Annotated in this window: 10 protein-coding genes; 4 read left to right on the forward strand and 6 right to left on the reverse strand. The window is 60.1% G+C overall.

Annotation, left to right across the window (positions count from 1 at the left end; genetic code table 11):
* Position 1: 1 nt before the first annotated feature.
* Complete coding sequence (gene hrpB, locus ACP7BE_RS11890; RefSeq protein ID WP_426105940.1) at positions 2-2,521, reverse strand: ATP-dependent helicase HrpB; 2,520 nt, start codon at positions 2,519-2,521, stop codon at positions 2-4.
* A 79-nt stretch (positions 2,522-2,600) separates the two neighbouring features.
* On the opposite strand from hrpB, the gene ACP7BE_RS11895 reads away from it, so the two are divergent.
* Together ACP7BE_RS11895 and ACP7BE_RS11900 are read left to right on the forward strand one after the other, a co-directional pair.
* Positions 2,601-3,020: a polyribonucleotide nucleotidyltransferase gene (locus ACP7BE_RS11895; RefSeq protein WP_094999406.1), complete on the forward strand. Its 420-nt coding sequence runs from the start codon at positions 2,601-2,603 to the stop codon at positions 3,018-3,020.
* 29 nt (positions 3,021-3,049) lie between these two features.
* Positions 3,050-3,952 carry a cation diffusion facilitator family transporter gene (locus ACP7BE_RS11900; protein WP_094999407.1) on the forward strand — a complete coding sequence of 301 codons (903 nt, stop codon included), beginning with the start codon at positions 3,050-3,052 and terminating at the stop codon, positions 3,950-3,952.
* An 11-nt stretch (positions 3,953-3,963) separates the two neighbouring features.
* Here the strand turns inward: ACP7BE_RS11900 and ACP7BE_RS11905 are convergent, their stop codons facing one another.
* On the reverse strand, positions 3,964-4,800 hold the full coding sequence (locus ACP7BE_RS11905; RefSeq protein WP_094999408.1) for a DUF6515 family protein: 837 nt from the start codon (positions 4,798-4,800) through the stop codon (positions 3,964-3,966).
* A 397-nt stretch (positions 4,801-5,197) separates the two neighbouring features.
* Between ACP7BE_RS11905 and ACP7BE_RS11910 the strand changes: the two genes are divergently transcribed.
* Both ACP7BE_RS11910 and ACP7BE_RS11915 read left to right on the forward strand, forming a co-directional pair.
* A complete protein-coding gene (locus ACP7BE_RS11910; protein WP_016779293.1) occupies positions 5,198-5,695 on the forward strand; it encodes an Lrp/AsnC family transcriptional regulator in 498 nt (165 codons plus the stop codon).
* Between the two features lie 349 nt (positions 5,696-6,044).
* Positions 6,045-6,254: a DUF2788 domain-containing protein gene (locus tag ACP7BE_RS11915; RefSeq protein WP_016779292.1), complete on the forward strand. Its 210-nt coding sequence runs from the start codon at positions 6,045-6,047 to the stop codon at positions 6,252-6,254.
* Here ACP7BE_RS11915 and ACP7BE_RS11920 read toward each other — a convergent pair.
* The 4 genes from ACP7BE_RS11920 to ACP7BE_RS11935 form a co-directional block, all read right to left on the reverse strand.
* Positions 6,249-6,815, reverse strand: coding sequence for an rRNA large subunit pseudouridine synthase E (locus ACP7BE_RS11920; protein ID WP_426106085.1), 567 nt, complete (start codon positions 6,813-6,815; stop codon positions 6,249-6,251). The genes ACP7BE_RS11915 and ACP7BE_RS11920 overlap by 6 nt on opposite strands.
* Positions 6,816-6,951: 136 nt before the next feature.
* The gene (gene amn, locus ACP7BE_RS11925; protein WP_153327098.1) at positions 6,952-8,424 is read right to left on the reverse strand and encodes an AMP nucleosidase; all 1,473 of its coding nucleotides are present in this window, start codon (positions 8,422-8,424) and stop codon (positions 6,952-6,954) included.
* A 230-nt stretch (positions 8,425-8,654) separates the two neighbouring features.
* Positions 8,655-10,304 carry an acyl-CoA dehydrogenase family protein gene (locus tag ACP7BE_RS11930; RefSeq protein ID WP_095039141.1) on the reverse strand — a complete coding sequence of 550 codons (1,650 nt, stop codon included), beginning with the start codon at positions 10,302-10,304 and terminating at the stop codon, positions 8,655-8,657.
* A gap of 74 nt (positions 10,305-10,378) precedes the next feature.
* On the reverse strand, positions 10,379-12,757 hold the full coding sequence (locus tag ACP7BE_RS11935; RefSeq protein WP_426105945.1) for a hybrid sensor histidine kinase/response regulator: 2,379 nt from the start codon (positions 12,755-12,757) through the stop codon (positions 10,379-10,381).
* Positions 12,758-13,037 lie beyond the last annotated feature (280 nt).

Here is a 13,037-nt window from a genome sequence, read left to right on the forward strand (position 1 = left end):
GCTACGGCTTCCGCGGCTTGATCCGCGCCGTGGCTTCGGCCACCAGCGGATCATCGGGCCAGTAATGCTTGGGGTAGCGCCCCTTCAAATCTTTTTTCACCTCGGCATAGGTACTTCGCCAGAAGTTGGCCAGATCCTGGGTTACTTGCACCGGACGCCTTGCCGGAGAAAGCAGGTGCAACTTGACCACCTGGCGCCCGCCCGCAATACGCGGGGTGTCCGCCAGCCCAAACAACTCTTGCAGGCGCACCGCCAGAATCGGCGGGTGTTCGCTGTAGTCCAGCCGCACCGAAGACCCTGAAGGCACCTTGATATGGTGGGGCGCCAGTTCGTCCAGGCGCTGGGGCAACGGCCATTTGAGCATGTTATGCACAATGCTCGACAGGTCGAGGCTGGCAAAGTGACTGAGCCGCGACACACGCCCCAGATACGGCCCCAACCAGTCTTCAAGCCCGGCCAGCAAGGCGGCATCGCTGACGTCGGGCCATTCACTGTGCCCCTGGATCTGCAGGTCCAGTTGACGCAACAACGCTACCCGCGCCTGCCACTGGCGCAGCTCGGGCGTCCACGGCAACAGCTCCAGCCCCTTGCGTCGCACCAGATTGATCAGCGCTTGCGTACGGGCCGCTTCGTCGAGCCCGGTCAATGGCTCGCGACTGAGGACCAGCTCGCCGACCTTGCGCTGGCGCTCGGCACGCAGCACGCCCTCGCGCTCATCCCAGTCCAGTTGATCAACAACGCTGACCTGCTCGCTCAAGACACCCTCGAGCAAGGCAGGATCAAACTCGGCCGCCAGATAAATGCGTTCTTCACGTTGCCCCTGACGGCTGCCCAAATCGGCGATGACCAGCCAGGGCTGTTTCATCAGGCCATCCACTTCGCTGAACAACGCCGCACGGCCATTGGCCAGACGATATTCCGCCCCACCGGGTTTACGCTGTTGGGCGACCCGATCGGGGTAGGCCAGCGCCAGCAAGGCACCCACCCAGCGCGGGTGGTCGGGGTCGGCGACCAGCTGCCTGGCCTTGCCACGCAAGTACCCGCGATACTGCCGGGCCAGTTGTTTGGTCCGCTGCACACCGCCCTGCCCGCCCCGTGCGGCGCGGCTTACGCCTGACAGCAGGGCCAGCCGGCTATGCAGGTCCGCTCCGACGCCGCGCAGGATATCGCGCTCCCCCAACAACGCCGCGATATCACAGGCCATGTCGGCCAGCCCAAGGTCCTGACCGCGCAGCAATAGATGGGCAATCCGCGGATGTGCAGGCAGTTCAGCCATCGCTTCGCCGTGGGGGGTGAGTTTTGCTCCGTGCAAGGCACCCAGCCGATCGAGCAATTGTCGGGCCTGTGCATAACTGGCCGAGGGCGGCATATCGAGCCAGATCAGTTGCTCGGGAGTGACACCCCAGCGTGCCAGTTGCAGCGCCAACCCGGCCAGATCAGCCTGCAGGATCTCCGCACTGCCATAGGCCGCCAACTGCGCGTGCTGGTCCTCGGACCACAGCCGATAACACACACCCGGTTCCAGACGCCCGGCGCGGCCGGCACGCTGGGTGGCACTGGCGCGGGAAATGCGCTGGGTATCAAGGCGGGTCATGCCGCTGCCCGGGTCAAACCGCGGAACACGCGCCAGCCCGGCATCGATCACCACGCGCACGCCGTCGATAGTCAGGCTGGTCTCGGCAATATTGGTGGCCAGCACCACCTTGCGCAGGCCTTTTGGCGCAGGCTCGATGGCCGCACGCTGGGCCGTCAGATCCAGTTCTCCATGCAAAGGGCACAGCAGAATATCGCTGCGCGAACCCAGCGCGTCGGCCAGTTGCTGATTGACCCGGCGAATCTCCGCCTGCCCGGGCAGGAACACCAGCAGGCTGCCGCTTTCATCGTTGATGGCATCAAGTACGGTCTGCACCACTCGCGGCTCGATAAATTCACCGGGCACAAACGGCCGCCCCCAGCGCATCGCCACCGGGTACATGCGGCCCTCACTGCGCAAGATCGGCGCATCGTCGAGAATGCTCGCCAGTCGTTCGCCCTCAAGAGTGGCGGACATCAGCAGAATTTTCAGCGGCTGTTCATCCCGAAACAGCTCACGCCCATTGAGGCTCAAGGCCAACGCCAGATCGGCATCCAGACTACGCTCATGGAACTCGTCAAAAATCAGCAGGCCCACCCCTTCCAGCGACGGATCGTGCTGCAGACGGCGAGTAAGGATGCCCTCGGTGACCACTTCGATACGGGTGTTGGGGCCGACCTTGCTGTCGAGGCGTATACGGTAACCTACGGTTTCGCCGACTTTTTCACCCAGTTCACTGGCCAGCCGCTCGGCCGCCGCACGGGCCGCCAGGCGCCGGGGTTCGAGCATCAGGATCTTCTGCCCGGCCAGCCAGGGCTCGTTGAGCAGGGCCAGCGGCACACGGGTGGTTTTACCGGCGCCGGGCGGCGCTTCGAGCACGGTTTCATGGCGCTCGGCCAGGGCCAGGCGCAGCGCAGGTAAAACTTCATCAATCGGCAAAGAAATCATGGTGGCTCCAGAACAGAGCGGCGAGTATAACGGCGAACAGTAATGATCCAGTCCTTTGAACATGTTTGAGGTTTTAAGTATGCGTATGCCTTCGCGAGTAATCGGCGGTGTCGTGGTTGCGGCACTGTTCACCCAATTGACTGCTTGCGGCAGTATTTTCTTTCCAGACCGCCGCGGCCAGATCGACGGCAAGATCGACCCCATGATCGTCGTACTGGATGCCGTGGGCCTGCTGTTTTATGTGATCCCGGGGCTGATCGCCTTCGGTGTCGACTTCGCCACCGGCGCAATTTATTTCCCGCCGGGCAAGACCGCACAAATCGCTCCGGAAAAACTGCGCGAAGCCATCGGCGCAGACGGCAAGGTGGATAACGCCAAGCTCCAGGCCATCCTTGAAAGCGAACTGGGCCGCAGCTTCCCGCTGAACGATCCACGCCTGATCCAGCACCGGGGCAGCGCCCAGCAACTGGCTATGTATGGTTTGCAGCCAGCAGCCTGAAGCACGTCATCATTCATCAGGAAAGCACCATGACCAGCAGCCCGGAACACGCCCGCCTGTTACGTCTGGCTACCCGCGCATCAGTGGCGGTGGCCAGCCTGTTGATCGTAACCAAGGCCATCGCGTGGTGGCTCAGTGGCTCGATCAGCATGCTCGCCGGCCTGACCGACTCGCTGCTCGATGGCGTAACTTCGTTTCTCAATTTGCTGGCCGTGCATTACGCGCTGCGTCCCGCCGATGAGGATCACCGATATGGTCACGGCAAAGCCGAGTCCCTGGCGGGCATGGCGCAAGCGCTGTTTATTGGCGTGAGTGCAGTGCTGATTGCCTTTCAGGCGGTGGAACGGCTGAAAAACCCGGAGCCGGTAGGCGCACCGTGGATCGGAATTGGCGTCATTGTCTTTTCGTTGCTGATGACCGTGGCACTGCTGGTGCTGCAACACCGGGTGATCAAGGCCACGGGGTCCAACGCGGTGCGCGCCGACTCGCTGCATTACCGCTCGGACCTGATGCTCAATGGCAGTATTTTGCTGGCGCTGGTGCTGGCCAGTGTGGGTTTCCCGCAGCTGGACGCCTGGTTTGGCCTGGGGATTGCGGTGTATATCCTGTGGAGCGCACTGCAGATCGCCCGTGAGAGTTTTGCCGTGTTGATGGATCAGGAGTTACCCACGGATGTCAGTGAAAACATGCTGAATCTGGCCTGCAGCGTGCCCGGCGTGCTCGGCGCCCACGACCTGCGCACACGGATCTCGGGCAATACCTGGTTTGTGCAGTTTCACCTGGAGCTGCCGGGTGAACTGACGTTGTCCGCAGCCCATAGCATCTGTGACCGCGCGGCTGAAGCCATTGAACAGGTCTATCCGCGGGCCGAAGTGCTGGTGCATGCAGACCCGAAGGAAGTGGTCAAACCGAGGCTGAGCAAGGCTCCTTAGCAGGCTTCAGATCAATACGTCACTTGATAACCACGACTGCTCAGGCAACTGCCCTGCGCCTGCCGATAGGCTTGCACCACTTGCGCCGCTGGGGCGTATGTCGCCTTGGCAGGGTCGAAGCCGCTTTGCTCCACAGCCCAGCGATAGCAGTCATAACGGTCCTGACCGATTTGGGCCGGGCTTTGACCGTTCATCGGGTAAGCCACCATCTCATAGTTGTTGCTCGCGGGCTGTTGGTAGACCGTCGGCGGCTGGACCACGATGTAATCGCGAGTTGCAGGTTGATAGGCGTAATACGCCCCCGCCGCGAGAAACATCAAGGTACTGCCAAACCACACTTCCCTAGCGTAATCAGGCAAAAACCCTACGCGCAGTCCATAAGGTGGCTGCACCACGATGTAACGCGGGCCTTGAGGGCGATACCAGTAGCCGCCTGAAAAGTAGTAATTCTGGCCGCGATACGGCACTTGCCAGTGCTGACCGGGGAACCGCTCTACCACATTACCCGGGCGATATTGCGGCCCCGGGCCCCAGCCATTGCCATGCCCGGACGGGCGACCGGCCCAGCGCTGGTCGTTGGGATGACGGTTATTCGGGCCAGGAGCGTAACCGCCGCCATACCAATTCTGATTGCCGCCCCGGTTCGGCGACTGAGTCTGCTGAACCCTGTCGGGGCGCGGCTGGATCGGCAGGTTATTACCTTGTTGATTCGGCCGCGGCTGATGATTGTCTGCACCCTGTGGCCGACCTTGCCAGCCGCCATCACCACGCTCATCGGCCAACACCTGGCCGCTGACGCTCACAAAGAGCACGCCAACTGTAGCCAAACGCCAGATACGCGATTTCATGCTGTTTCTCACTGAAGGACAGGGCTTATAGATAAGACTGGGGTTTCAGGAAGCGGTTCTACGCCAGGCAGTGCATAACGCAACTTATTTTTTGCCAGACGAAAAAAGGGCGACCCGTCGGTCGCCCCTTGAATTTTCTGTCCTGGCTCAACACTTGTGATGTTGGCTCACCTCGCTCCGTCTTCTGGACAGTGCGTAGCCCGGGGGCCGGGGCAACCCTGTGGGGTTGGCGGCCGCGGCTGGCCTGATTCGGCGGGCCGCAGTGGACTCTATGTCCGGGCAGTGATTCTGGTTTAAAGAATAGGCGTTTGGCCGCGGCAGGCGATTGCGAAGATTGCTCGATAAAACATTACTTGCGCAATTTTTGACTTAAGGTGGATACTTTCACGCAATAGTTATGACAAAGGGTAACTTCGTGAGCAAACTCGACCGGTATGACCTGAGCATTTTGGCGGAATTGCAGCGTGACGCACGCATCTCTAACCAGGAACTGGCCGAACGTATTGGCCTGTCGCCATCTCCTTGCTCGCGCCGCGTTAAACAGCTTGAGGATGACGGCTACATCAGCCGTCAGGTGGCGCTGCTCGACCGCAAACTGCTGGGCTTGAGCCTTACAGCCTACGTGCTTATCGGAATGGACCGACATACACCAGAGCGTTTCGAGAACTTCGAAGCCTGCATCCGCGCCCTGCCGCAGGTGCTGGAATGCAGCCTGGTGACCGGCATGGACGCCGACTACCAACTGAAAGTGGTGGTTGCCGACATGGACCACTACCAGAAGCTGCTGCTGGGTGAATTGACCCGTATCGAAGGCGTAACCAGCGTGCGTTCGAGCTTTGTGCTCAATCAGGTGCTCAACAGCACCGAGCTGCCGCTGACCCATTTGCGCACGTAAAAATAGAACCTGTAGATACTCTGTTGCAGGTCAAGCCCTATTGTGAGAGCGAGCCTGCTCGCGAACGACCTTCGCGAGCAGGCTCGCTCCCACAGTTGCAGTGTTCCTGCAGCTGCCGAGGAACGAAGGCTGCGTTCGGCTGCGAAGCAGTCGTAAAATCAGCACACGCGATTCTTCAGTTGTAACGCGCACTCTGATCTTGCGATTGCTTCACAATCGAACGCAGCTTCGTGCCTTCAGCAACTGCTACGGGTATAGCGACATCCTCTCACTACCCAGATCAATATCCCCCCGCTCCCCTGGCGTATACTCCTACGGCTTTTTCCCACGATGTCGCCGGAGAATACCGATGGATCCTGCCGTACTTGAAGAATGGATGATGACGATTCTGGTCAGCGTGCTGATCATTTTCATGGCCTTTATCGTCTGGGATCTGGCGAAGAAGTCCAAAGCTGGACGCTTCGGCTCCATGATCCTGTTTTTCGTCCTCGGCCTGGGCGTTGCCGCGTTTATCATCAAAAGCGTGGTCATCGGCCTGATCGAATCCGGAGCCCTATAGCCGCGCCGGAACTTCCCGGTACTGCCCCTGCTCCAGCCCTTCAATGCTCCAGTCACCAATGCGTACCCGCACCAGGCGCAAGGTCGGCAAGCCCACTGCAGCCGTCATGCGCCGCACCTGACGGTTGCGACCTTCACGGATCACCAGTTCCAGCCAGGCGGTCGGGATACTTTTGCGAAAGCGTACCGGCGGGTTGCGCGGCCATAGCTGCGGCTCGTCCAGGGCACGCGCTTCGGCAGGCAGGGTCTTGCCGTCATTGAGTTCAACGCCATCACGCAACTGCTGCAGTTGCTCCTCAGTGGGCTCGCCTTCAACTTGAACCCAGTAGGTCTTGGGTAATTTGTGCTTGGGGTCGGCTATCCGCGCCTGCAACTGGCCATCATTGGTCAACAGCAGCAAACCTTCACTGTCCCTGTCCAGTCGCCCGGCCGGGTAGATGCCCGGAATCGGGATAAAGTCCTTGAGCGTGGCGCGCCCGCCTTCGTCGCTGAACTGGGTCAGCACATCGAAGGGTTTATTGAACAGGTACAGCTTGGGATCAGACGGCGGCGCTTTGGCCACGCGGCGATTGGCAGCTGGCGCGGTGAGGCTTTTCGAGGCCGGGCGGCGTGGGGCGGGACGAGACATGACAAAAAAGGCTATCTAGCGATCAGGGCTGGCAATGCTAGTCCCCCGATCGCTAAATGACCATCACCGATCAACGGAACGGCGGTTCATCAAAGCTGCGCAGCTTGCGCGAATGCAGGGAGTTGAGCTGGCTGCGCATCAAGTCCACGGCAGCAATACCGATTTTCAAATGCTGGCTGACCGCGCGCTCATAGAAGGCATTGGCCGAACCTGGCAGTTTGATTTCACTGTGCAGCGGCTTGTCCGACACACACAACAGCGTGCCATACGGGACGCGCAAGCGATAACCCTGGGCAGCAATGGTGCCGCTTTCCATGTCCACGGCAACAGCACGGGACAGGTTGATCAGCGGACGTTCCTGAGCCCAGCGCAGCTCCCAGTTGCGATCGTCATAGGTCAGTACGGTGCCGGTACGCAGGCGTTTTTTCAGCTCATCGCCGCGCTCACCGGTAACCTGTGCGGCAGCCTCCTGCAGTGCCAGCTGGACTTCAGCCAGGGCCGGAATCGGAATGTTCGGCGGCACGACCCGGTCAAGAATGCCGTCACGACGCATGTAGGCATGGGCCAACACATAATCGCCAATGGTCTGCGACTGGCGCAGACCGCCGCAGTGACCAATCATCAGCCAGCAATGCGGACGCAGCACGGCCAGGTGGTCGGTAATGTTTTTCGCATTGGACGGGCCGACACCAATATTGACCAGCGTCACGCCATGACCATCACTGGCCTGCAAGTGATACGCCGGCATCTGGTAGCGATGCCACACCACCCCCGCCGCGATGGCCTGGGCCTCGCCGTAGTCCATTGATTTTTCGATGATCACATTGCCCGGCATCACCATGCGTACAAAGCGCGGGTTGTCGCGCAATTGCTCAAGGCCATGGAGGATGAACTGGTCAACATAGCGATGGTAGTTGGTCAGCAGAATCCACGGCTGCACATGGCGCCAGTCGCTGCCGGTGTAGTGCACCAGGCGGCGCAGGGAGAAGTCGACCCGCGCGGCGTCGAACAGCGCCAGGGGCAACGGATCGGTGTTTTCCCAGTCGTACAGGCCATCGGCGATGCCGTCGGTGGCAGCAGACAGGTCGGTGCTCGGAAACACCCGCGCCAGCGCAGCAGCGGTAACGCCGGAGCCGGCCAGTTCATCACCTTGCTCGACCACATAAGGGTAAGGAATATTTTGCTCACTGACGCCGACTTCTACTTCAACGGTGAAGTCGCGCATCAAGGGCACCAGCTGTTCCAGCAGGTAGTTACGGAAAGAGGCGGGATGGGTGACGGTCACACTGTAGGTGCCCGGTAACTGGACCTTGGCATAAGCACGGGTGGTGGTCGGCACTTCACCGTTGATACGGTAGGTCAAACGCAGTTCGGGGTAGCGAAACAGCGCGCGTTCTTGCGCAGAGGGTTCAACCCGATCCTTGAGATAACGCTTGAGTGCCTGACTCAAGGCCGTGGTTGCGCGCTCGTGCAAGGCAGCAAGCCGGTCAACGGCCTCTTCAGCGGTGGAAACGACAATAAAAGCTTCGGTCACGATAAGCATCCTGTCTTCTGAGCGGGCAGGCCTTTATCTTGCCTGTATCGATGGCTAAAGGCAGCTACAAAATTGCCTGCCGAAGATTTCCTGTGGCTGCTGGGGATAAACAGAATATCGGCTGCCTCACGCAAATCCGTGTGGGAGCGGGCCTGCCCGCGATGGCATCGACCGGGTCTGGCAGATAAAACCCGTCGTCTGCATCGCAGGCAAGCCAGCTCCCACAGGGTTGGGGATATTCAGGCAACCTGCGGGGTGGCGCGGGCAACGATGGCTGCCACATTCAAACCCCGCGGCAATGTGCCGTAAACCCGGCCGCTGCCCTGTAGCCGGCTGGCGATAAAGGCGTCGCTGACATCGCTGTTACCAGCCTCAAGCAGCAGTTTTGCCTGTAGGCCAAGGGCGATGTCTTCTGTCAGTTGGCGAGCGCGATACTGGATATCGTCAGTGTCGTTGAGCGCCGCCTTAAGCTGCACAATGTGCTGCCCCAGGCGCACATCGCCATGCCCGTCGCCCAACTCGGCAAACAGCGCATCGAGCACGCCCGGCTCTTTGGACAAGGCTCGCAACACGTCCAGGCACTGCACATTACCCGACCCTTCCCACGTCGAATTGACCGGGGCCTCGCGATACAGGCGCGGCAGGATGCTGTCTTCGACATAACCTGCGCCCCCCATGCATTCGGCCGCTTCGTTGATCATGGCTGGAGCCCGCTTGCAGATCCAGTACTTGCCCACCGCTGTGACCAACCGGGAAAACCTGGCCTCATGCGGGTCATCCGGATTGTCCAGCGCCCGCCCCATGCGCAGGCTCAGGGCCAGTGCCGCCTCGCTTTCCAGCGCCAGGTCAGCCAATACGTTCTGCATCAGTGGCTGGTCTGCCAACACCCGACCGCCCACCAGTCGATGGGCGCAATGATGGCTGGCCTGGGTCAGCGCCTGACGCATCAAGGCACTGGAGCCGACCATGCAGTCGAACCGGGTCATGGCGACCATTTCAATAATGGTCGGCACGCCACGACCTTCTTCGCCGATCATCCAGGCCAATGCCCCACGAAACTCAACTTCACTGGAGGCGTTGGAGCTATTGCCCAGTTTGTTCTTCAGGCGCTGAATATAGAATTGGTTGCGGCTGCCATCCGGACGATGGCGCGGCAGCAAAAAGCAGCTCAGGCCTTTTTCGGTTTGGGCCAGGGTCAGAAAGCCGTCACACATGGGTGCCGAGCAGAACCATTTGTGCCCCAGCAGTTCATAGGCCTGCCCCGGCCCTTTGGCCCCTACGGGGTAAGCCCGCGTGGTATTGGCACGCACATCGGTGCCGCCCTGTTTTTCAGTCATGGCCATGCCCAGGGTCACGCCGGCCTTTTGGCTGATATCGACATTACGCGGGTCATATTCAGTGGCCAGCACTTTGGGCAGCCAGATGGCAGCCAGGTCCGGTTGCAGACGCAAGGCCGGCACGCTGGCGAAGGTCATGGTCAAGGGGCAGCCGCTGCCCGCTTCGGCCTGGCTGTGCAGGTAGGTCATGGATGCGCGGGCCACATGGGCACCGGGTTGCGGGTGGGCCCAGGGCAAGGACGGCAAACCATGCTCAATCGCCGTGCGCATCAGTTCGTGGTAAGCCGGGTGAAACTCCACCAGATCAATACGATGCCCAAAACGGTCATGACTGACAAACTGCGGTTTGTTTTCATTGGCCAGAAAACCCGCAGCCATCAGCGGGCCGCCCGCCAGGGCACCGTACTCGTCAATCCGCGCCTGCGCCCATCCCGCGCCGAAATGCTGGCTCCAATACTGCAACGGCAGGTCAATGCGGTACAGGTTCACGCCGTCCATTGACGGCGGTTGATTGGTCACCTGATGGGTTTCTGCGTATTGATGCAAGTTCATTGCGCGGGCTCCTTGGGATCGTACCAATGAGCCAGTGAAGCACGCATCTGCGGCTAAACAAGGGGCATAAACGCCTAAAACTCGGCGTTTTTATCGTTATTGTCGATCAGCAGGCGTTGCGCCAAGGTCTGTTGCAAGTCCTCAAAACGCAGCGGTTTCAGCAGATAATCCGTGATCCCGTCGACCTGCTCGCGAGCTTGCTGCGCCTGAGCTTGCGACTCGAACAGCGCCAGCACGGGCAACTGCGCACAGGCGGCCAATGTCAGCAGCTGGCTGCCCATCGACGTAGCACAGACCTGGGCCAACGGGCACGCCAGCAGCACCGCATCGACTCGTTCGCGGCGCAACGCTTCTATGGCCGCCTGCCCCGTGTCAACGCCGAGCACGCGATAACCCAGTTTGAGCAACATGGCGCGCACTACCACAGGGTTTTCCGGGCCTTCTACCAGCAAGACCACACACTCCCCGGGCGCCCTCAGCTGCAACGCCGAAGGAGTCGTGTGCGACGGGGTTTGCACCGAGGGTTCGAGCTCCAGCAACAGCTGGAACTGTGAGCCTTGCCCCGGCTGGGAATGGTGGGTCAGGCGCCCGCCGAGCAGTTCCACAAGGCGCCGGCAAATCGCCAGGCCGATACCCAGGCCGCCATATTCACGGGTCATGGAGCCATCAACCTGAAAGAAGTGCTGATAAAGTTCGGCCTCTTCCTGGTGAACAAAACCAATGCCGCTGTCGATTACATTGAACGCCAGCGCCCAGCGCCCGGTCTCTGCGGGTTTACCGGTAACACGCAAAATCACCCCGCCCTCACGGGTGAACTTGATCGCGTTATCCAGCAGGCACTCCATGCACTGGCGAATTTTATCCGCATCACCTACCCATTGATCCGGCAGGTTGCGGCCCACTTCGTACGAAAACTCCAGCCCTTTACTGCGTGCCGCCGGCCTGAACTGATCGCTCAGCCCCTGCAGCAGTTCATTCAGGCTGAAGGGCCGGGGTTGCGCGACCAGTCGTCCGGCCTGCAGTTCGGTCAGGGTCAGGATGCCATTGACCATGTGCATCATTTCTCGTGCTGAACCTTGCGCAGTCTTGGTGTACTGCTCCAGCTCAGGGCTCATGTCCAGGGTTTTGATCAATTCCAGCGAGCCTATGACACCGTTCATGGGCGTGCGCAATTCATGGGTAACGGTTGCCAGAAACTCGTCTTTGAGCTGGTTGGTACGGGCCAGTTGCTGGTTCATGGCGGCCAGTTTCTGTCCCGATTCCTGCAGCGTACGCGCCTGCAGGTCACGCATGGCGTTGATCCGGTCGGCAAGCGCCAGCGACAGCAGCCCCACCTCGATTGCCGAACCTATCTGGCTGGCGTACATGGTCAGGAAAACGTTCGGCAGGTAACCCAGCACCATCAGCGTATTGACCAGCCCCCCGAGCAGGAAGGCCGACCAGGCGATCACAAAATAACGCGCGACCCGCAGGCCACGTACCCATGCCACCACACCAGCGGTAAAAATGGTGACAATAAACGCCAGCGCCAGGCCGGTGGCCAGGCGCAACGACACGGCATAGCTGGTGGTCAGTGCGAGCACCATCACCAGAGCACCCACGCCCATCAGCAACATCAGTGCCCGGTCAAGCCAGCGGCTGTGGGAGGCGGTGTGCAAGAAGGAGCGGGCGAACTGGCAACCAAAAAACGCCGATGCACCAATCAGGAACGGGGTGGAGGCATTGGCCCACCACGGGCTGTCAGGCCAGAAGTACTGCACTGCCGCACCGTTGACCGACAGCTGGTAAAGGCCGAACGAGGCAATATAAAAGATGTAGTAGAGGTAGCTGGTGTCACGCACGCTGAGGTAAATAAACAGGTTGTAGACCAGCATCCCCAGCAACACGCCATAAATCAGGCCCAGGATGTAAATCCGCACGGGCTGCTCTTCAAGATAGGCCTGGGCCGACCATAGCGTCAGCGGCGCCTGAACCGAACCCTGGCTGGCCAGACGCAGGTACACCGTCTGGCTTTGCCCCGGGCTGAAGTTGAGCTCAAACAGGTAATTATTTTCTTTGATCTGACGACTGTCGAAGGGCAGTGCATCACCCGTTCGCTCGGCCAGCCGGTAATTGCCCGCGGCGTCTGCCAGGTAAAGCTCGATGGAATCAAGCGGCGGGTATGCCAGCTCCAGCAGCCAGGTGCGATGCACCTGCGGGTCTTGTGGCTGATAGTGCAAATCCACTTTGATCCAGAAGGCCGAGTGCGAGTAGCCCTTGTTCAGCGTGTCTTTGGTATGGGGCTCGAACAGTTCGCCGTGTGCGGTGACATCTGCCAGAGTCGCTTCGCCGCCCGCGTCTTCGAACACCTGCATCACGCGGCCCAAGGGCAGGCTTTGTGTGGATTCGTCAAAAGCGACTGCGCTGGCCAGCATCGGTAGCCAGCCCAACAACATCATCAGCAAATAGCGCATACAGCCCCAACGTAGCTCACTCGAAGACGCGGGCAACCCCATATTCCCTTTGAGATCGCGTCGACCGAATGACCGGTTAATAATTTGAAGGCACTTTAACATAGCCATTAATGGCACATACACACCATCTAACAATTCATCACAAAGGCTCTAGTACGGGCATTACAGAGCTAAATAAGCGCTGAGGCCGAAGATTCTTAAGGCCAGGCAACGGCTTACAAACTTCCACTAACCTGACACCGAGCAAGCGCCCGCAAAAACTGTTTGGTGGTAAGCTCGC

Origin of the sequence: Pseudomonas sp. TWR1-1-3 (genome assembly GCF_049896805.1) — a bacterium.
Lineage (GTDB): Bacteria > Pseudomonadota > Gammaproteobacteria > Pseudomonadales > Pseudomonadaceae > Aquipseudomonas > Aquipseudomonas bubulae.

What these genes read in the sequence shown, in the direction of transcription:
- hrpB (WP_426105940.1), bottom strand. Translation starts at nt 2,521, where the DNA reads ATGATTTCTTTGCCGATTGATGAAGTTTTACCTGCGCTGCGCCTGGCC.
- ACP7BE_RS11895 (WP_094999406.1), top strand. Translation starts at nt 2,601, where the DNA reads ATGCGTATGCCTTCGCGAGTAATCGGCGGTGTCGTGGTTGCGGCACTG.
- ACP7BE_RS11900 (WP_094999407.1), top strand. Translation starts at nt 3,050, where the DNA reads ATGACCAGCAGCCCGGAACACGCCCGCCTGTTACGTCTGGCTACCCGC.
- ACP7BE_RS11905 (WP_094999408.1), bottom strand. Translation starts at nt 4,800, where the DNA reads ATGAAATCGCGTATCTGGCGTTTGGCTACAGTTGGCGTGCTCTTTGTG.
- ACP7BE_RS11910 (WP_016779293.1), top strand. Translation starts at nt 5,198, where the DNA reads ATGACAAAGGGTAACTTCGTGAGCAAACTCGACCGGTATGACCTGAGC.
- ACP7BE_RS11915 (WP_016779292.1), top strand. Translation starts at nt 6,045, where the DNA reads ATGGATCCTGCCGTACTTGAAGAATGGATGATGACGATTCTGGTCAGC.
- amn (WP_153327098.1), bottom strand. Translation starts at nt 8,424, where the DNA reads ATGCTTATCGTGACCGAAGCTTTTATTGTCGTTTCCACCGCTGAAGAG.
- ACP7BE_RS11930 (WP_095039141.1), bottom strand. Translation starts at nt 10,304, where the DNA reads ATGAACTTGCATCAATACGCAGAAACCCATCAGGTGACCAATCAACCG.
- ACP7BE_RS11935 (WP_426105945.1), bottom strand. Translation starts at nt 12,757, where the DNA reads ATGCGCTATTTGCTGATGATGTTGTTGGGCTGGCTACCGATGCTGGCC.